Origin of the sequence: Rhodococcus sp. AB351 (assembly GCF_049538275.1) — a bacterium.
In the GTDB taxonomy this organism is placed as follows: domain Bacteria; phylum Actinomycetota; class Actinomycetes; order Mycobacteriales; family Mycobacteriaceae; genus Rhodococcus.
This window is the reverse complement of the sequence record NZ_JBMVFW010000007.1, coordinates 193,033-211,940: the sequence shown is the minus strand read 5'-3', so window position 1 is coordinate 211,940 and position 18,908 is coordinate 193,033. Positions and strand designations below refer to the sequence as shown.

The 18,908-nt window shown below is 69.1% G+C and carries 15 protein-coding genes; 7 read left to right on the top strand and 8 right to left on the bottom strand.

The window, feature by feature from the left end; genetic code table 11:
- Nucleotides 1-3: 3 nt before the first annotated feature.
- Both ACPCXD_RS16580 and recD read left to right on the top strand, forming a co-directional pair.
- Entirely contained in the window at nt 4-3,336 is a 3,333-nt protein-coding gene (locus ACPCXD_RS16580; protein WP_423660353.1) for a UvrD-helicase domain-containing protein, read from the top strand.
- An 8-nt stretch (nt 3,337-3,344) separates the two neighbouring features.
- A complete protein-coding gene (recD, locus tag ACPCXD_RS16575; RefSeq protein ID WP_423660351.1) occupies nt 3,345-5,222 on the top strand; it encodes an exodeoxyribonuclease V subunit alpha in 1,878 nt (625 codons plus the stop codon).
- A 7-nt stretch (nt 5,223-5,229) separates the two neighbouring features.
- Here the strand turns inward: recD and ACPCXD_RS16570 are convergent, their stop codons facing one another.
- Nucleotides 5,230-5,703, bottom strand: a complete 474-nt coding sequence (locus ACPCXD_RS16570; protein WP_143533360.1) for a hypothetical protein — start codon at nt 5,701-5,703, stop codon at nt 5,230-5,232.
- Between the two features lie 105 nt (nt 5,704-5,808).
- Between ACPCXD_RS16570 and ACPCXD_RS16565 the strand changes: the two genes are divergently transcribed.
- Nucleotides 5,809-7,236, top strand: a complete 1,428-nt coding sequence (locus ACPCXD_RS16565) for a lipase maturation factor family protein (protein ID WP_423660348.1) — start codon at nt 5,809-5,811, stop codon at nt 7,234-7,236.
- 22 nt (nt 7,237-7,258) lie between these two features.
- Here ACPCXD_RS16565 and ACPCXD_RS16560 read toward each other — a convergent pair whose 3' ends face one another.
- The 7 genes from ACPCXD_RS16560 to ACPCXD_RS16530 form a co-directional block, all read right to left on the bottom strand.
- Complete coding sequence (locus tag ACPCXD_RS16560) at nt 7,259-7,843, bottom strand: hypothetical protein (RefSeq protein WP_229567480.1); 585 nt, start codon at nt 7,841-7,843, stop codon at nt 7,259-7,261.
- A 100-nt stretch (nt 7,844-7,943) separates the two neighbouring features.
- Nucleotides 7,944-8,498 (bottom strand): sugar O-acetyltransferase, encoded by a 555-nt coding sequence (locus tag ACPCXD_RS16555; protein WP_016693897.1) that lies wholly within the window; start codon nt 8,496-8,498, stop codon nt 7,944-7,946.
- A 37-nt stretch (nt 8,499-8,535) separates the two neighbouring features.
- Nucleotides 8,536-9,615 (bottom strand): ABC transporter ATP-binding protein, encoded by a 1,080-nt coding sequence (locus ACPCXD_RS16550; protein WP_145692715.1) that lies wholly within the window; start codon nt 9,613-9,615, stop codon nt 8,536-8,538.
- Between the two features lie 33 nt (nt 9,616-9,648).
- Nucleotides 9,649-10,539 (bottom strand): carbohydrate ABC transporter permease, encoded by an 891-nt coding sequence (locus tag ACPCXD_RS16545; protein WP_145692714.1) that lies wholly within the window; start codon nt 10,537-10,539, stop codon nt 9,649-9,651.
- Nucleotides 10,536-11,501 (bottom strand): carbohydrate ABC transporter permease, encoded by a 966-nt coding sequence (locus ACPCXD_RS16540; protein WP_016693894.1) that lies wholly within the window; start codon nt 11,499-11,501, stop codon nt 10,536-10,538. The genes ACPCXD_RS16545 and ACPCXD_RS16540 overlap by 4 nt, the downstream gene beginning before the upstream one ends.
- Nucleotides 11,498-12,853: an ABC transporter substrate-binding protein gene (locus ACPCXD_RS16535; protein ID WP_226949777.1), complete on the bottom strand. Its 1,356-nt coding sequence runs from the start codon at nt 12,851-12,853 to the stop codon at nt 11,498-11,500. The genes ACPCXD_RS16540 and ACPCXD_RS16535 overlap by 4 nt, the downstream gene beginning before the upstream one ends.
- 11 nt (nt 12,854-12,864) lie before the next feature.
- Nucleotides 12,865-13,926, bottom strand: coding sequence for a sugar-binding transcriptional regulator (locus ACPCXD_RS16530; RefSeq protein WP_423660345.1), 1,062 nt, complete (start codon nt 13,924-13,926; stop codon nt 12,865-12,867).
- Between the two features lie 129 nt (nt 13,927-14,055).
- On the opposite strand from ACPCXD_RS16530, the gene ACPCXD_RS16525 reads away from it, so the two are divergent.
- The 4 genes from ACPCXD_RS16525 to ACPCXD_RS16510 are packed head-to-tail and all read left to right on the top strand — an operon-like array spanning nt 14,056 to nt 18,907.
- Complete coding sequence (locus tag ACPCXD_RS16525; RefSeq protein ID WP_106200417.1) at nt 14,056-15,075, top strand: NAD(P)-dependent alcohol dehydrogenase; 1,020 nt, start codon at nt 14,056-14,058, stop codon at nt 15,073-15,075.
- 6 nt (nt 15,076-15,081) lie between these two features.
- Nucleotides 15,082-16,554: a mannitol dehydrogenase family protein gene (locus ACPCXD_RS16520; protein WP_423660343.1), complete on the top strand. Its 1,473-nt coding sequence runs from the start codon at nt 15,082-15,084 to the stop codon at nt 16,552-16,554.
- A complete protein-coding gene (locus ACPCXD_RS16515) occupies nt 16,551-17,483 on the top strand; it encodes a carbohydrate kinase family protein (protein ID WP_258260552.1) in 933 nt (310 codons plus the stop codon). Before ACPCXD_RS16520 ends, ACPCXD_RS16515 begins: the two co-directional genes overlap by 4 nt.
- Nucleotides 17,480-18,907, top strand: coding sequence for a xylulokinase (locus tag ACPCXD_RS16510; protein WP_423660342.1), 1,428 nt, complete (start codon nt 17,480-17,482; stop codon nt 18,905-18,907). The genes ACPCXD_RS16515 and ACPCXD_RS16510 overlap by 4 nt, the downstream gene beginning before the upstream one ends.
- The last annotated feature ends 1 nt before the right edge of the window (nt 18,908 follow it).

The window sequence follows — 18,908 nt, the reverse complement described above, 5'->3', positions numbered from 1 at the left end:
AGCGTGCCCTATACCGCCATCACCGATCCGCGTGCCGCGGGCGGTCCGCCGCCGGCAGGCTTCGATCTGCTCGGCCCGCTCCCGAGCGGCACCACCGTTCTCGAGGCCAGCGCGGGAACGGGGAAGACCTACGCGATCGTCGGGCTCGCCACCCGGTTCGTCGCCGAAGGGCACGCCCGCCTGTCGGATCTGCTGCTCGTCACCTTCAGCCGGGCTGCGACGCAGGAACTGCGCGAACGTACCCGGAACCGGTTCGCGCAGGTCGCCACCGCCCTCGCCGATCCGGAGAGTGCGCGGGCGAGCACCGACATGCTCGTCCGTCATCTCGCAAGCGAGGACGTCGACGCGCGGCGGGCCCGCTTGCGACAGGCGTTGTCCGATTTCGACTCCGGCACCATCTCCACCACGCACGGCTTCTGCCGCCGCATGCTCGACGAACTCGGCATTGCCGGCGAACGCGAACCCGACGTCACGGTCGTCGAGGACGTCGACGACCTGCGGGTGGAGGTCGTCGACGATCTCTACCTGCGGCGCTACGGCAGGGGACAGGCCCCCATCACCTACGCCGAGGCGGCCGTCGCCGCGAAGGAGGCGATCTTCGACCCGCAGGCCGAACTCGCACCGGACGACGCCGACGGCACCGCCGCCGGTGAGCGCGTGGAGTTCGCACGGGCGGTCCGCGAGGAGGTCGAACGACGCAAGCGCCGACTCGGCCTGCGCGACTTCGACGACCAGTTGTCCCTGCTGCACGCGGTGCTCGGCGATCCGGAGCACGGCGCCGCCGCCTGCCGGCGGATGCGTGCGCGCTTCTCCGTCGTCCTCGTCGACGAGTTCCAGGACACCGACCCCAAGCAGTGGGAGATCCTGCGCCGGGCGTTCCACGGGCACAGCACGCTCGTGCTCGTCGGCGACCCGAAGCAGGCCATCTACGCCTTCCGCGGCGCGGAGGTGCTCAGCTATCTCGACGCCGTCTCCGAATCCGACACCTACTGCGAGCTGACCACCAACTGGCGCAGCGACGGTGATCTCGTCCGGGCGCTCGAACACGTCCATCTCGGTGCGTCACTCGGTGATCCCCGCATCGTGGTGAACCCGGTGAAGGCGGCGGCCGCCGATTCCCGGCTCTCGGGCATCGCGCCCCTGCGGGTGCGTCACCTGCCCCGTGCCGGCGCAGGTCCGCTCAACGACTGGGGTTTCCCGCAGAACCTCGACGGCCTGCGCGGACGGGTCGCCCGCGACGTCGCGGCCGACATCGTGCGCCTGCTCGACGACGAGAACGTCACCGTCGACCTCGGTTCCGGCCCCGAGCGCGTACGCCCCGGGCACATCGCCGTCCTCGTGCGCAAGCACAAGCAGGTGACACTCGTCCACGACGCGCTGACGAAGGCGAACGTGCCGTGCGTGGTCGCCGGGGGCACGAGTGTGTTCGCCACACCGTCCGCGCAGCACTGGCTGTGGGTTCTCTATGCGCTCGAGCAGCCCCATCGCGCCGATCGTGTCCGGCTCGCCGCGCTCACCCCGCTGCTCGGCCGCACGATGACCGACATCGATTCGGAGGGCGAAGCGCTGGTCGTGGAGGTCGGCGGACTGCTCCGCGAACTGAACGACGTCTACGCCCGCACCGGATTCGCTGCCGTCTTCGAACGCCTCGCGTCCTTCGGTTCGGTGGAGGCCCGCCTCCTCGACGAGCCGTCCGGGGAACGCACCCTCACCGACATCCGGCACGTCGCACAGCTGCTCGAGGACGTCGCCTCGGCGCAGTCGCTGGGGCTGGCCGCGCTCACCCGCTGGCTCGAGGATCGCATCAACGACCCCGACCGCGGTGGGGCCGACCGGATCCGGCGCCTCGACAGCGACGCCGCGGCGGTCCAGATCCTCACCGTGCACGGCAGCAAGGGACTCGAGTTCCCCGTCGTCCACGTCCCGTACGGGTGGGATGCCGCGAAGAACCCCGAGCCCGACAAGCTGCTGCTGCACGAGAACGGCCGACGCATCCTCGATGTGGGCGGCAAGAGCGGTCCCGGTTACGTCGCGCGGCGGCGTCAGCACGAACTCGAGGAGGCGGGGGAGGAACTGCGCCTGCTGTATGTCGCGGTGACGCGCGCGCAGTGTGCGCTCACCCTCTGGTGGGCGCCGTCCACACCCACCTCGCGGTCGCCGCTGCACCGGTTGCTGTTCGCCCGCGACCCCGGTTCGGCGGAGGTCGCCGCGGAAGGCCGGATCGGCCACGATGAGGCCATGGCCGAGGAATTCGACCGGTGGGCCGCGCGCGCCGACGGGGTCATCGCCGCCGAAGCGGTGGGGTCGCATCCGATTCCGGTGCGACGCTGGACCCGCCCCCGCGTGGAGACCGGCCCACTCGCCGCAGCCCGCTTCGATCGGGTCGTCGACGAGAACTGGCGCAGGACCTCCTATTCGGCGCTCACCGCCTCGGTGCACGATGCGCCCGTGGTGAGCGGTGAGGTGGAGGAACCGGTGACGACCGACGAGCCGGCCGAGCCTCCGCTGAGCGCAACGGAACCGGCGCGCGAAGGCATTCCGTCACCGATGAACGGACTGCCCGGCGGCACGATCTTCGGCACGCTGGTGCACGCCGTCCTCGAGGTCGTCGACACCTCCGCCCCCGATCTCGAGGCCGAACTGCTCGACTGCTGCCGCGAGACGGTGCGCCGTCAGATGTCGCCGATCGATCCCGCCCAACTCGCGGCGGCGTTGCTCCCGGTGATGCGCACCCCGCTCGGGCCGCTCGGCCGGACCCTCGCCGACTTCGCTCCGTCCGACCGACTCTCCGAACTCGACTTCGAGTTGCCGCTCACCGGAGGCGACAGTCCGGTGCCCGTCACCGTCACCCTCGACGCGGTCGGCGGGTTGTTGCGCCGGCACCTGGCCGCCGACGATCCGATGGCGGCCTACGCCGATCTGGTGCGCACCCTCGAACCGGTGCCACTGCGGGGTTATCTGAACGGCAGTATCGACGCCGTGCTGCGCACCGAGGGGCCGCGATTCGTCGTCGTCGACTACAAGACCAACCGGCTCGCGCCCGTCGACGAACTGACCACCGCCCACTACACCCGCGAGTCGATGGCGGCGGAGATGCTCCGCGCCCACTATCCGATGCAGGCGCTGCTCTATTCCGTTGCCCTGCACCGTTATCTGCGGTGGCGGATGCGCGACTACGACCCGCACGTCCACCTCGGTGGCGTGCAGTACCTGTTCGTCCGCGGCATGGCCGGACCGGACAGCCCACCCGGCAGCGGCGTGTTCGACTGGCATCCGCCGGCCGCTCTCGTCACCGACCTGTCCGACCTCCTCGCCGGAAAGGCCGTGATCTCGTGATCGAGTCCATGACCGACGTTCGGATCGCCCAGCGCGGCAAGGGCGCTCTGCGGCAGTTCAACGAGGTGGGCGCACTCTCCGCCGCCGACGTGCACGTCGCCCTGCGACTCGCGGCGCTCGGCGGCGAGGACGACCCGCACGTGCATCTCGCCACCGCGCTGGCTGTGCGTGCCGTGCGATCCGGGTCGGTGTGCCTCGACCTCACGCGTTTTCGCGAGGTCACAGTCGAGGAGGACGCGGACGGTCATCCCGTCGTCGACCCCGCGAGCCTGCCGTGGCCTCGCGACGAGGACGTGCTCGCGGCGCTGCGTCGCAGCCCCCTCGTGGTCGGCGGCGAACGTGGACCCCTGCGACCGTTGCGTCTCGTCGACACCGCGGAAGGCCCGCTGCTGTATCTCGACCGGTACTTCCGGCAGGAGCAGACGATCCGCCGGGTGCTCGCCGAACGCACGGCGACGTTCCCCGACCTCGACGAGGAGCGCATCTCGGCGACGCTCGACGAGCTGTTCCACCATCCCGACGATCCCTCCCGGCCCGCGCCGGCACCCGACCGTCAGCGTGTCGCGGCGGCGCTCGCCGCTACCCGACCGACCACGGTGATCGCGGGCGGGCCGGGCACCGGCAAGACCCACACGGTGGCGCGGATCCTCGCGCTGCTCACCCGTCTGTACGGTCACGAACTGCGCATCGGCCTGGCCGCTCCCACCGGCAAGGCCGCTGCGCGCCTGCAGGAATCGGTGCGCGAGCAGGAGACCGAGCTGGGTCTGCCGCCGAATCTCACCGCCATGACCGTGCACCGCATGCTCGGCTGGCAGCGCGGCCGCACCCGCTTCCGCTACCACGCGGGCAATCATCTGCCGTACGACGTGATCGTCGTCGACGAGACGTCGATGGTGTCGTTGACGATGATGTGCCGCCTGCTCGAGGCGGTGCGTCCCGACACCCGGCTCGTCCTCGTCGGCGACCCCGACCAGCTCGCTTCCGTCGACGCCGGTGCGGTACTGGCCGACCTCGTGGGGCGACCGGTCGGCGGCGCCCTCGATCCGGTCTTCGAACGGGTCGTCGCCCGCGATCTCGCGGCCGCCGACGACCCTGCCGAAGCGGCCTTCACTCCGGCCGAACGCGCCCGGCTCGGCGGTGGGGTCGTGCGCCTGAGCCGCGGCCGCCGCTTCGGTGGTGCGATCGCCGAGCTGGCGGTGGCCGTCCGCAAGGGCGACGGCGACGCGGTGCTCGACATCCTGCGCAGCGGCGACCCGCACGTCTCGTTCGTGGCCCCCTCCGAGCTCGACGCCCTGCGCGACGACATCGTCCGCTCCGCCGCCGAGGTCACCAAGTCTGCCGAGACGGGGGACGTCGAGACGGCGCTGAAGCGGTTCGAGGAACATCGGTTGCTGTGCGCGCACCGCGACGGCCCGGCCGGTGTGCAGTGGTGGGCGAGGCAGGCAGCCGAGTGGATCGGGGAGGCCGCGGGGCAGCGCCTCGATCCCGAGAGCTGGTATCCCGGCCGGCCGCTGCTCGTCACCGCGAACGACCACGACATGCAGATCTACAACGGCGACACCGGCGTGGTCGTGCGTCGCGGCGACGAACTCGTCGCGGCGTTCGCACGCGGCGAGACGCCGTTCGAACTGCGCCCGAGTCAGCTGCCGGCGGTGAGCACCGTCTACGCGATGACGATCCACCGCAGCCAGGGCAGTCAGTACGGCACCGTCTCGGTGGTGCTGCCCGACTCCGGATCGGCGTTGCTCACCCGCGAACTGCTGTACACCGCGATCACACGTGCGCGGTCGCACGTGCGGATCATCGGAACCGAGGACGCGGTACGGGCGGGCGTGGCACGGCAGGTGCTCCGAGCGAGCGGGCTGCGGCGGGAGATCCGCGTGTAGCCGGTCGTCAGCGGTCGTCGACTTCCGCACCCGAGCGGGTGAGGACGAGTCCGGTCCCGACGATCCCGATGAGGCTGATGGCCAGTGCGACGGAGGGCCAGCCCTCGGTCTGCCAGTACACGTCCTCGAGCGTGATGAGCAGGGCTGCCTCGTCGACGATCAGTGCGAGGGCCACGCCGAGCGCGAGACCCATCCAGGTGCGGGTCTTCGGGGATCGGTCGACCATGCCGTAGATCGCCACTCCGGCGAGCAGCAGAATGCCCCACAGGTAGTGGTGGAGGTGCACACCGCCGGCGCTCACGTCGCCGAAACCCCTCGTGTCGATCTGGATCAGCCAGGTCACGAGGCGGGCACCGCCGAAGGTCACGGTGAAGGCCAGCCATGCGAGGACGATCCCGCGGCGCGACGGGTCGATCTGACTCCATCGCCGCGGAAACGAGATGCGGGATCGGGTGTCTTCCGATTCGTTAGGGATGCTCACTATTCCTGTTTACACCCGCACGTCGTCGCGAGACCGTCTCCACCGGCGAACCGGACGTGGCATGCTCGAATCGGCGCGCACGACAGACGACGAACGAGCCGAGCGATGGACTGGTTGGACGCGGACGGGTACACGATCGGGCGGCTGCTGGCCACCCGTGGACTCGCGGCGCTGTACGCCGTGGCCTTCCTCGCGGCCCTGCTGCAGTTCCGGGCGCTGATCGGCGAACGCGGCATCCTTCCCGCCCCGCGATTCCTGTCTCTCACGTCGTTCCGGCAGTCGCCTAGCCTGTTCCACTGGAGATACTCCGACGGTCTGTTCACCGCGGTCGCCGCGGTGGGTCTCGTGCTGTCGGTGGTGACGATGCTCGGTGTCACCGAGCAGTTGCCGCTCGTGGTCTGCATGCTCGTGTGGTTCGTGATGTGGTTGCTGTACCTGTCGATCGTCAACGTCGGGCAGGTCTGGTACTCGTTCGGCTGGGAGTCGCTGCTGCTCGAGGCCGGTGTGCTCGCGATCTTCCTGGGCAACGCCGATACCGCGCCGCCGCTGCTCGTGCTGATCCTGCTGCGCTGGTTGCTGTTCCGCCTCGAGTTCGGCGCCGGGCTGATCAAGATGCGCGGCGACCGCTGCTGGCGCGACCTGACCTGCCTGTACTACCACCACGAAACCCAGCCGATGCCCGGCCCGCTCAGCCGGTACTTCCACCTGATCCCGCGGCCGCTGCACAAGGTGGAGGTGGCGGGTAACCACTTCACGCAGCTCGTCGTGCCGTTCGGGTTGTTCCTGCCGCAGCCGGTCGCCGGGATCGCCGCACTGATCATGATCGTCACGCAGTTGTGGCTGGTGACGAGCGGCAACTTCGCGTGGCTCAACTGGATCACCATCGTCATCGCGCTCTCGGTGGTGCCCGACAGTTTCTACGGGTTGCTGATCGACTCCGACACGACCTACGGTCCGACACCGATCGCGTTCACCGTCGCCGTGGTGGCACTGACCGTGCTGGTCGCGGTGCTCAGCTACTGGCCGGTGGCGAACATGATGTCGCATCGGCAGGCGATGAACGCCTCGTTCAACAAGTGGCACTTCGTGAACACGTACGGCGCGTTCGGCACCGTCACACGCACCCGGCGGGAAGTGATCGTCGAAGGCACCACCGATGCGGTGGTGACACCGGCGACGGAGTGGCGCGAGTACGAGTTCAAGGGCAAACCGGGCGACGTGTACCGCAGGCCGCGTCAGTACGCGCCGTACCACCTGCGTCTGGACTGGTTGATGTGGTTCGCGGGGATCTCCCGCGACTACGCCGCGGGGTGGTTCCCGCGGTTCGCGGGCAAGCTGCTCGAGAACGATCCGGCCACCGTGAAACTGCTCCGGCACAACCCGTTCCCGGACGAACCGCCGCGCCTGGTGCGGGCCCGCCTGTTCCGATACCGCTTCGCGACGCACGCCGAACGGCGCGCGACGGGCCAGTGGTGGATGCGGGACGAGATCGGCGATTTCATGATGCCGATGGCGCGGGACGACCTGCCCTGATCACCCCCGAGCACCGCCGCGATCACCAGACTTCGCCGCCGGTCGCCGACACGGTGAATCCGTGGGCGTCCGTCTCGCACGTGACACCGGTCTTCTCGTCGACGGTGCACGTGAACGGATCGACCGTGAGAGTGCTGCCGTGGGGCAGCGTCTTCGGGGCACCGCCGAAATCCGTGAACGCGATGTCGCCGATGCTGACCCACTCTCCGGGGCCGTCGCCTTCGAGCATCAGGGCGTTCGCCGGCACGAGGGCGTCGGGCGCACCGCTGCCGGGGACCTGGGGTGCACTGGCCGGCATCGTGCCCTGGCAGCCCGTCAAGGGCGTGGTGTGGACGAGGATGGCACATCCGAACTGTCCGCCCGGCGACGCGAAGTAGTACACGCCCTCGCTGGTCGCGGCGTAGCCGTCGGGGTCGACCGGCTTCGGTGCGGCCGTCGTGGTCGTGGTCGTGGACGGCGCCGAGGAGGTGGCGTTGGTGCTCGCCGGCTCGGCGGGTGCTCCGGATGCGGTGGCCTCACCCTCCACGCTCCGCGAACACCCTGCCGCGACGAGTGCCGCACCCGCGACGACGACGAAGCTGACGAGGCGTGTGCGGCGACTGATCATGCGGGGCAGCATAGCGAGCGCCGAGAGCGACGCAAGTTCCGCTCCGATCGTCACTGAGCCGGTGGCTCCGATCGTCTCTGAGCAGGCGGCTCCGATCGTTTCAGAGCCGGCGCGTCACCCGCGCGGGTACGCCCGTCGCCACGACGTTCGGCGGCAGGTCGCGGGTGACCACCGCGCCGGCTCCGACGACGGTGTTCTCGCCGATCGTGACGCCCGGTCCGACGATCGCGCCACCGCCGAGCCACACGTTGTCGCCGATCGTGATCGGTTGTGCCGATTCCCACTTCGCGCGGCGGAGATCGGGCTCGAGCGGATGCGTGGGGGTGAGGAGTTGTACGTTCGGGCCGATCTGCACGTCCGAGCCGATCGTGATCGGCGCGACGTCGAGCATGATCGCGCCGAAGTTGACGAATGTCCCGTTCCCCACGGTGATCCGGTATCCGTAGTCCACCTGCAGCGGCGGCCGGATCTCCACGTCGTCACCGATCGAGTCGAACAACTCCTCGAGCAGTGCGCGACGCGCATCCGGATCCGCTGCACTCGACGCGTTGTACTTCTCGGTCAGCAGCGCTGCCCGGAGCGCGTCGGCGGCGAGTTCGGGATCGTCGGCGATGTAGAGTTCGCCGGCCAGCATCCGTTCCTTCTGCTCGCCCACCGACTGCTCGCCCACTGAGGATCCTTCCGTCGCCGGGTCAGTCGCCCACCCGCTCTCCGGTGTCGACGTGGAACAGGTGCACCGTACCTTCGCGCTTGCGCAGGTGCACGGTGTCGGCGAGGCGCGCGGGGGTACGGACCAGTGCCCGCGCGACCACCTGATTGCCGGTGCCGGGCACCCGCGTGTACAGGTACGACTCGCTGCCGAGCTCCTCGACGAGTTCGACGACGGCTTCGACGCCCTCGTCGGCGATCTCGAAGTCCTCGGGCCGGATCCCGGCGGTGACCTCATCGATGCCTGCGGAGTGCAGTCGCGCGATGCGGTCGCGTTCGACGGGGATGACGGTGCTGCCCACGACGACTCCGTCGTCGACGACCTTCGCGCGGAGCAGGTTCATCGACGGTGAGCCGATGAAACCGGCGACGAACGCGTTGGCGGGGCGGTCGTAGAGTTCGGTGGGGCTGGAGAACTGCTGCAGCACTCCGTTCTTCAGGACGGCGACTCGATCACCCATCGTCATCGCCTCGACCTGGTCGTGTGTGACGTAGACGGTGGTGGTGCCGAGACGGCGTTGCAGCGCCGCGATCTCGGTGCGGGTCTGCACGCGCAGCTTCGCATCGAGGTTCGACAACGGCTCGTCCATGCAGAACACCTGGGGCTCACGCACGATCGCGCGTCCCATCGCCACGCGCTGGCGCTGACCACCCGACAGCTTGGCCGGCTTGCGGTCGAGGAACTGGGTCAGGTCCAGGATCTTCGCTGCCTCCTCGACCTTGCGGCGGCGCTCGTCGGCGCTCACACCGCGCATCTTCAGGGCGAATCCCATGTTCTCGGCAACCGTCTTGTTCGGGTACAGCGCGTAGTTCTGGAAGACCATCGCGATGTCGCGGTCCTTCGACGGCACACCGGTCATGTCCTTGCCGCCGATGGAGATCGACCCCTCGTCGATGTCCTCGAGTCCGGCGAGCATGCGCAGCGCGGTGCTCTTGCCGGATCCGGACGGTCCGACGAGGACCACGAACTCGCCGTCCTCGATGTCGAGGTTCAGCGAATCGACCGCGAAGGTGTCGGAGTTCTCGTAGATGCACGAGGCGTTGCGGTAGGTGATGTCGGCCATGGTGGAAGTCCTTGCTGGTAAGGGGAATCGGGTCTACTTGATGGCGCCGAACGACAGGCCGCGCACGAGCTTGTTCTGGGCGAGCCAGCCCGCGAGCACGACGGGCAGCGCCGCCATCGTCGCGGCGGCGGACAACCGGGCCCAGTACAGACCTTCACCGGTGATGAAGCCGACGAGGAAGACGGGCATCGTCTGCGCCTGAACTGCGGTCAGGTTGACGGCGAAGAAGAACTCGTTCCACGAGAAGATCACGCAGATCAGGGCGGTTGCGGCGATACCGGGGGAGACGAGCGGCAGGATCAGCTCGCGCACCGCGGTCCACAGGCTCGCACCGTCCATGCTCGCCGCCTCGAGCAGCTCGCCCGGGACCTCGAGGAAGAACGACCGCATCATCCACACCGCGATGGGCAGGTTCATCGCCGTGTACAGGATGACCAGGGCCCAGATGTTGTCGAGCAGACCGAGGTTCGCGACGATCACGTACAGCGGGATGATCGCGGCGACGATCGGCAGCATCTTCGTGCTGATGAAGAAGAACAGCACGTCCTTGGTCTTCTTCACCGGACGCAGCGACAGCGCGAAGGCCGCCGGTACACCGAGCAACAGGACCAGGACCGTCGAGACGATGGTGGCGAACGCCGAGTTGAGCAAGGCCGTGCCCACTCCGGTCTCGAACACCGCCCGGAACTGGTCGAGGGTGGGGGTGAAGAAGAACTTCGGGGGGTCGGAGTAGGCGTCGGCCTCCTGCTTGAAGGCGGTGAGCACCATCCAGAAGACCGGGAAGAAGAATCCGATGGCGGCGATCCACGCGACCACACCCCAGGGATTGAACTTGCGGTTCTTGCGTTTCCGGGCCGTGCGCATGACACGGCCGGTGGGTTCCGTGGTGTCCGAAGCCTGCGGCTCCGTGGCCGTGGTGCTCATGCCGCTTCCTCCTTGCCGGTGAACGATGTGAAGATCAGGCGCAGTGCGAAGGTGGCGATGACGATCGTGCCGATGACGACCACGACACCCATTGCCGCGGCCTGGCCGATGTCGAAGCCGAGGAACGCGCGCTGGTAGATGTAGAACGGCAGGTTGGAGCTGGCCGTGCCGGGTCCGCCCTGGGTCATCATGTAGATCGCGTCGAACGTGTTCACCAGGTAGATCGCGCCGAGAACGGTGCCGAGTTCGATGAACCGGCGCAGGTGCGGCAGCGTCAGTTCGCGGAACAGTGCGAACGCTCCGGCGCCGTCGACGCGGCCGGCCTCGAGGATGTCGCGGGGCATCGACTGCAGGCCGGCGAGGATGAGCAGCATCATGAACGGCGTCCACTGCCACACCAGCGCGACCATCACGGCCGGGAGCGGGAATCGGCTGATCCAGTCCACCTCGCCCACTCCGAAGGGGGAGAGTACGAAGTTGACGATGCCGAAGACTGGATCGAACATCGACGTCTTCCAGATCAGCGCACTGGCGACCGGGGTGACGAGGAACGGCGTGATGAGCAGGGTCCGTGCGATACCGCGTCCGAGGAATGCCCGATCGAGCAGGAGCGCGAGGAGCAACCCGAGTATCACGGAGATCAGGACCGTGCCGACGATGAGGATCACCGTGTTCAGGGTGACCTGCCAGAACTGGCTGTCCTGGAAGACGTCGACGTAGTTCTGGAGCCCGACGAACCGGCGGGAACCGGGGCTGACGAGGTTCCACGACTGGGTCGAGTAGTACAGCGTGAACAGGAACGGGATCTGCGTGACCACGATCGTGAAGATCAGGGCCGGGAGCAGGGGTCCGCGGCGGCGCCATCCTTCGGCGCGGGAGATCTGTTCCTCCTTCGCCTCCCGTACGGCGCGGATTCGCTCGTCGGCGTCCGGTGCGGGACGCTGCGCTGCAGGTGCGGTCATTGGTCCTTCTCCCGGTAGGTCGCGCCGACGGCCTCGGCGTACTTCTGTGCCTGGTCGAGGGCTTCCTCGACGCTCTGCCGTCCGGCGATGGCGGCGCTGATCTGCTGGCTGACCCGGGTGCCGAGATCCTGGAACTCGGGGATGGCCACGAACTGGATGCCCGTGTACGGGACGGGGTCGACCGTGGGGTTCTGCTGGTCGGCTCCTTCGATGGATTCGAGGGTGATCGGGCCGTAGGCCGCGGCGGCTTCGGCGTATTCGGGGATCTCGTAGGTCGACAGTCGGCTACCCGGCGGCACCCGCTCCCAGCCGAGTTGCTCGCCGACGGTGCGCAGGTACTGCTGGTCGGTCATCCACGAGATGAACTTCCACGCGTCCTCGGTGTGCTCGCTGCTCGCGGGGATACCGAGCGACCACGTGTAGAGCCAGCCCGAGGGATCCTTCTCCTGGACGGGCGCGGCCGCGTAGCCGATCTTGCCGACGACGTTGCTCGACGCGGGATCCTCGAGAGTCGAGACGGCCGAGGTGGAGTCGTACCACATGGCGACCCGACCCTGCGCGAGTTGCGTTGCGCACTCGCTGAATCCGCTCGTCGCGGCACCGGGCTGACCGTACTCGCGGACGAGGTCGACGTAGAACTGCACCGCTTCGCGTACCTCGGGACTGTTCAGCTGCGCATTCCAGTTCTCGTCGAACCACCGTCCGCCGAAGGTGTTGATGACGGTGTCGAGCGGTGCGAGCAGCTCACCCCAGCCGGGCTTGCCGCGCAGGCAGATGCCGTTGATGTCGGGGCCGTCGAGTTGCGCTGCGGCCTCGGCGACCTCGGTCCAGGTCGGTGGATCGGACAGTGTGATGCCGGCCTGCTCGAACAGGTCCTTGCGGTACATCAGGAACGACGATTCGCCGTAGAAGGGCACCGAGTACAGGTCGCCCTCGTACGAGAGTGCGTCGCGCAGCGAGGGAATGATGTCGTCGGCGTCGTAGCCGTCGGTCTGCTCGATGTACGGCGACAGGTTCGTGAGCCAGCCGTACTCCGCCCACTGGGGCGTCTCGTAGTTGCTGATCATCACGACGTCGAACTCGCCGCCGCCCATCGCCGTGGATGCGGTGATCTTGGCGCGGGCCTGGTTCTCGGAGAGTGTGACGAACTTCAGGTCGATCTCCGGGTTCTCGGCCTCGAACTGCGACGCGAGTTGCTGTGCGTCCTGCATCTGGGAGTTCGACACCATCGCGATGGTGACGGTGCGGCCGGACGTACCGATCGATCCTGCACCGGCACAACCGGTCAGTGCGACGCTCAGGGCCACGGCTCCTGCCGCGGCCGCGCGGATGGATCTTCTTGCTGTAGGCACGATGGTCTACCTCATTTCGGTGGTGCCTCGTCCTTGGGGGTGTCGTTCTCGAGGGCGTGGTCGGGATGGTCGAGCAGGTACTGGGCGCACGCGATGTCGCAGACGAGCATGTTCGCGAGACCGCCTCGGAGAGCACCGAGTACAGCGCGGTGCTTGGACTGTCCGCCGGTGACGAGAATGGTGGCGGGGCAGTCGCGGACGTCGTCGAGGGGGACCGACATGGTGCGGGTCTCGAGTTCGCCGTGCACGGCGGTGCCGTCGGCGCGGAAGAACCGGCCGCCGATCTCGCCGACCGCACCGAGGCCGTCGAGTTCGTGGAGCATCGCGGTGTCGAGGAAACTGCCCTCGAACAGAGTGGTCGAGGTCGACACCGCGCCCACACCGAAGATCATCACCTCGGCGCGACGTCCGACCTCGAGCGTGCGGGAGATCAGTGAGTCGGTGCGCATCGACGCGACCGTGGACGGATCGGCGTACAGCGGTGTGGGAAGCCGGAGCGGTTGTGCCCGAAGTTGTTCGGCGCAGCGGCCGAGGACGAACTCGGTGCCGGTCTGGTAGGCGCTCGTGGAGATGGATCCGTCGAGCTGGACGATCGTCGCGCAACTGGCGACACCGGACGGGAGGGCCTGCGCCACGGCGACCGTTTCCGGACCCCACGTGAATCCGAGGGTGTCGGAGGGGCGGAGGCGGCGGGTGAGCAGGCCGGCGGCGGCGCGTCCGAGGGCAGCGAAGCTCGCGGAGTCCTCGATCGGGCCGGCGTCGTCGACGCGGCGCCCGACCACGACGGCCTCGACGAGTCCGTAGCGCTCCTCGAGTGCCCGTTCGGTCTCGGCGTGCAGGTCGTCGCGCCAGGTGGGTGGCACGGTGACCTCGATGCGCACCAGACCCTGGGCGCGAGCGCGCGCGACGAGCCGGCCGGCGGTGGGGCGGGAGACGCCGAGGCGCTGCGCCACCTCCGCCTGCGTGAGGCCGTCGAGGTAGTAGAGCGTCGCGGCCCGCACGGCGAGACGGAGATCCTCGGTGGATACCGGGCTCTCCGTGTCCGGGATGTTGGTGGGGCCGGGGGCGGTCACGAGCTCTCCTTGGTGCGAGCAGTCTTCGTCGCGCTCCGTGAGCATCTGCTCAGGGGTGCGTGCATCTGCTCAGTACGTTAGCATCGGAGTGTGACCCACACAACAGTTCGCCCGACGCTCCCGGACACGATGCGTGCTGCCGTGCTTCTCGAACCGGGCCGCATCGAGATGCAGGAACGGCCTCTACCTGCACCGGAGCCCGGCGACGTCCTCGTCCGGGTGACCACCGTGGGGGTGTGCGGCTCGGACGCGCACTACTACCGCGAAGGGCGGATCGGCGAGTTCGTCGTGACCGATCCGATCGTGCTCGGCCACGAGGCGTCCGGGGTCGTGGTCGCGGTCGGGGACGGTGTTCCGCAGAGCCGGATCGGCGAGCGGGTCTCGATCGAACCGCAACGTCCCGACCCGCTCACCGAGGAGACGCGCCGCGGCGACTACAACCTGTGCCCGCACATGCGCTTCTACGCCACGCCGCCCGTCGACGGCGCGCTGTGCGAGTACGTCACCATCGGGGCGGCCTTCGCCCATCCCGTTCCGGACACCGTGTCCGACGACGCCGCCGCGCTGTGCGAGCCGCTGTCGGTCGGCATCGCGGCTGTCCGCAAGGCCCGCGTCACCGCCGGCTCCCGCGTCCTCGTCACCGGCGCCGGGCCCGTCGGCATCGTCGTCGCCCAGGTCGCGCGCGCCTTCGGTGCGGTCGAGGTCGTCGTCACCGACCTCGACGAACGACGACGCGAGACCGCACTGTCGTTCGGGGCGAGCGCTGCGCTCGATCCCCGCCTCGACGATCCGTCGGCCCTGCGCGTGGACGCCTACATCGACGCGTCCGGTGCCCCCGCCGCCGTCGACTCGGGTATCCGCGCGGTCCGTCCCGGCGGCACCGTCGTCCTCGTCGGATCAGGCGCCGAGACGATGACCCTGCCGGTGCAGCTCGTCCAGAACCGCGAACTGATCCTGACCGGTGTGTTCCGCTACGCGAACACGTGGCCGACCGCGCTCGCACTCGTCGAGGCGGGCCGGGTCGATCTCGACTCGATGGTCACCGCCCGGTTCCCCCTCGACAAGACCGCCGACGCGCTCGAATCCGACCGGACACCCGGAAACATCAAGGCCGTCGTGGACGTGACCGATCCGGCGGGAAAGGACTGAAGATTCATGCAGGTGAACGAGCAGACCCTGCCCGAGCTGGGCGTGCCCGTCCCGAGCTACCGGCGGGACGACGTCTCCGTCGGCATCGTGCACTTCGGTGTGGGCGGATTCCACCGCGCGCACCAGGCGATGTACGTCGACCGGCTCCTCGAACAGGGGAAGGCGAAGGAATGGGGTATCTGCGGTGTCGGGGTGCTCCCCGGTGATCGCCGTATGCAGGAGGCGCTCGCCGCGCAGGACCACCTGTACACGCTGGTGCTGACCCACCCCGACGGCACGTGGGAGCCGCGGGTGATCGGCTCCATCGTCGACTACCGTTACGCCCCCGACGATCCCGAGGCGGTCATCGAGCTCCTCGCGGCCCCGACCACCCGGATCATCTCGCTGACCGTCACCGAGGGCGGTTACAACATCCGTCACGACACCGGCGAGTTCGACGTCGACGATCCGGCCGTGCAACACGATCTGCGGTCCGGCGAACCCCCGGCCACCGTCTTCGGTCTCGTCACCGAGGCTCTCGCCCGGCGACGGGAGCGGGGACTGCGCGCTCCGACGGTGATGTCGTGCGACAACATCGAGGGCAACGGAAGTGTCGCGCGCCGCGTCTTCACCGAATACGCGCGCCTCCTGAATCCGGATCTCGCGGAATGGATCACCGAGCACGTCCGTTTCCCCAACTCGATGGTCGACCGGATCACCCCGGTGACCACCGACGAGGTGGTCTCGGCGCTGTCCGAACGCTTCGGGGTACAGGACCGCTGGCCGGTCGCCGCCGAGCCCTTCACCTCGTGGGTCCTCGAGGAGGCCTTCGCCGACGGGCGACCGCCCTTCGAGGATGCGGGAGTGCAGATCGTCGAGGACGTCGCTCCTTACGAACTGATGAAGTTGCGCCTGCTCAACGCCGGTCACCAGGGGCTCTGCTATTTCGCGTATCTCATGGGATACCGGCTCGTCCACGAGGCCGCACAGGATCCGCTCCTCGCCGGATTCGTCCGTGCCTACATGGACACCGACGCGACACCGACCCTGAAACCGGTGCCGGGTATCGATCTCGACGAGTACAAGACCACCCTCATCGAGAGGTTCGCGAACCCCGAGATCCGGGACACGATCGCCCGCTTGTGCGCCGAGTCGTCCGACCGCATCCCGAAGTGGCTGGTGCCGGTGATCCGGGAAAACCTGGCCACCGGTGGCCACGTGCAGTCGTCCGCGGCGATCGTCGCCTCGTGGGCGCGCTACGCCGAAGGCGTCGACGAACAGGGTCAACCGATCGAGGTGGTCGACCGGCTCGCCGACACGCTCGTCCCGATCGCGCGACGACAACTCACGCATCCCACTGCTTTCATCGAGAACACCGAGGTCTTCGGTGATCTCGCGCAGAACCACCGCTTCGTCGACGCCTACACCTGGGCGCTCAACGCCCTGCACAACGACGGCGCCCGCGCCGCCCTGAAGGAACTTCCGGGAGAGCCGGAATGAACGGCCACGCTCTCGTCGTCGGAGAAGCCCTCGTCGACATCGTCCACCGCGGCGGTGCCGAACCCGTCGAGCATGTCGGCGGGAGCCCGCTCAACGTCGCACTGGGTCTAGGGCGACTCGACCGGCCCGTGCAGTTCACAACACGCGTCGGCACCGACGCCCGCGGACGGCGGATCGTCGACCATCTCGCGGTCTCCGGTGTGTCTCTGACACCGGGCAGCGCTGCAGCCGAGCGCACAGCGACCGCGCAGGCGGAGATCGACGAGAAGGGTTCCGCGAAGTACGAATTCGATATCGTCTGGGATCCGGTCGAGCCACCACCGTCGGTGGACGCCGTGCTCGTGCACACCGGATCCATCGCTACGGTGCTCGAACCCGGTTGTGAACTCGTCGCCGAACTCGTCGCGCAGCAGGCGGGAACGTCCACGGTGAGCTTCGACCCGAACGTCCGCCCGGCGCTGATCGACGACCCGGCACGTGGGCGGGAACGGATCGAACGACTCGTCTCGCTCGCCGATGTGGTCAAGGCCAGCGACGAGGACCTGACGTGGTTCGCGCCCGACCGCGATCCCCTCGACACCGCACGGGACTGGCTCTCGCGAGGGCCGGCGATCGTCGCGGTGACCCGCGGAGAACGCGGTGCGGTGGCGCTGTGTGCGGCCGGAACCGTCGAGGTGCCCGCCGTGCGGGTCGAGGTTGTCGACACGGTCGGCGCCGGCGACGCCTTCACCACCGGTCTGCTCGACGGATTGTGGACCTGCGGACTCCTCGGTGCCGACCATCGGGAACGACTGCGCGGCATCGGGATCGACGACCTGCGCGACGTGCTCGACACCGCCGCGTGGACCTCCGGTCTGACCGTCGCGCGCGCCGGCGCCGACCTGCCCACGCTGGCCGACCGCACCGCGGCCCGGGAGGCGGCACGATGACGCTCGTCGCCGGGATCGATTCGTCCACCCAGTCGTGCAAGGTCGTCGTATGCGACGCCGACACCGGAGCCGTCGTGCGCGAAGGTCGCGCTCCGCATCCACCTGGCACCGCGGTGGACCCGCTGGAGTGGCGCGCCGCCTTCGATCGGGCGTGTTCCGAAGCGGGCGGACTCGACGACGTCGCGGCGATCTCGGTGGGAGCGCAGCAGCACGGCATGGTGTGCCTCGACGACCGCGGCGACGTGGTCCGCGACGCGCTGCTGTGGAACGACACGAGATCCGCAGCGGCAGCAGCCGATCTCGTCGACGAGGCCGGTGGCTCGGCCGCATGGGCCGAGGCCGTCGGGGTGGTCCCGCTCGCCGCGATCACCGTCGCGAAGACCCGCTGGCTCGCCGACCACGAACCCGGCAACGCCGACCGCACCGCGGCGCTGTGCCTGCCGCACGACTGGCTGACGTGGACGATGCGCACCGACCGCGACCTCGACCGGCTCGCCACCGATCGCAGCGACGCGAGCGGCACCGGCTACTTCGACGCATCCACCGACACCTACCGCCGGGATCTGCTCGAACTGGCCCTGCGCCGGCCGAGTCCGATCCTTCCGCGGGTCGCCGGGCCGGCCGAGAGCATCGGGGAGACGGTCTCCGGCGCCCTGCTCGGTCCGGGAGCGGGCGACAATGCGGCGAGCGCGCTGGCCCTCGACGTCCGCGAGGGCGACGTGGTCGTCTCCATCGGCACGTCGGGCGTGGTGTGCGCCGTGTCCACGACACCGGCCCGCGACGCGGACGGTTACGTCGCAGGATTCGCCGACGCGACCGGCCGGCACCTGCCGCTGGTGTGCACGCTCAACGGGGCCCGGGTACTGGACGCCACCGCGACGATGCTCGGCGTCGACCACACCGAGCTCACGCGGCTCGCACTCTCGGCGCCGGCCGGCAGCGACGGACTCGTGCTGGTCCCGTATCTGGAAGGGGAACGTACCCCGAACCGTCCCGGCGCGACCGGCGCACTGCACGGGCTGCGGCTCGGAACGGCGACTCCCGCGCATCTCGCCCGCGCGGCGTTCGAGGGCCTGCTGTGTCCGCTGGCCGACGGCATCGACCACATCCGGGCGCAGGGCACCGAGGTCCGGCGGGTGCTGCTCGTCGGCGGTGGGGCGCGCTCGCAGGCGGTGTGCGAGCTGGCGCCGGCGGTGCTGGGCATGCCTGTCGACGTTCCCGAACCGGGGGAGTACGTGGCGCGCGGCGCCGCCAGACAGGCCGCGTGGGTGCTGCGCGGAGACGACGAACCCCCATCGTGGGAATCCGGCGCGACACGCCACTACGAGGCCGACCCGACACCGCACGTGCGGGAGCGCTACGCGGAGGTGCGGGACCTGACGGACGGTTCGGACATTGCCCGGGAGTCACCCTCGGTGGGGTGAG

Coding starts and splice junctions, on each gene's coding strand:
- ACPCXD_RS16525 (WP_106200417.1), top strand. CDS start 14,056: ATGCGTGCTGCCGTGCTTCTCGAACCGGGCCGCATCGAGATGCAGGAA.
- ACPCXD_RS16540 (WP_016693894.1), bottom strand. CDS start 11,501: ATGACCGCACCTGCAGCGCAGCGTCCCGCACCGGACGCCGACGAGCGA.
- ACPCXD_RS16545 (WP_145692714.1), bottom strand. CDS start 10,539: ATGAGCACCACGGCCACGGAGCCGCAGGCTTCGGACACCACGGAACCC.
- ACPCXD_RS16565 (WP_423660348.1), top strand. CDS start 5,809: ATGGACTGGTTGGACGCGGACGGGTACACGATCGGGCGGCTGCTGGCC.
- ACPCXD_RS16510 (WP_423660342.1), top strand. CDS start 17,480: ATGACGCTCGTCGCCGGGATCGATTCGTCCACCCAGTCGTGCAAGGTC.
- ACPCXD_RS16520 (WP_423660343.1), top strand. CDS start 15,082: ATGCAGGTGAACGAGCAGACCCTGCCCGAGCTGGGCGTGCCCGTCCCG.
- ACPCXD_RS16560 (WP_229567480.1), bottom strand. CDS start 7,843: ATGATCAGTCGCCGCACACGCCTCGTCAGCTTCGTCGTCGTCGCGGGT.
- ACPCXD_RS16515 (WP_258260552.1), top strand. CDS start 16,551: ATGAACGGCCACGCTCTCGTCGTCGGAGAAGCCCTCGTCGACATCGTC.
- ACPCXD_RS16550 (WP_145692715.1), bottom strand. CDS start 9,615: ATGGCCGACATCACCTACCGCAACGCCTCGTGCATCTACGAGAACTCC.
- recD (WP_423660351.1), top strand. CDS start 3,345: ATGACCGACGTTCGGATCGCCCAGCGCGGCAAGGGCGCTCTGCGGCAG.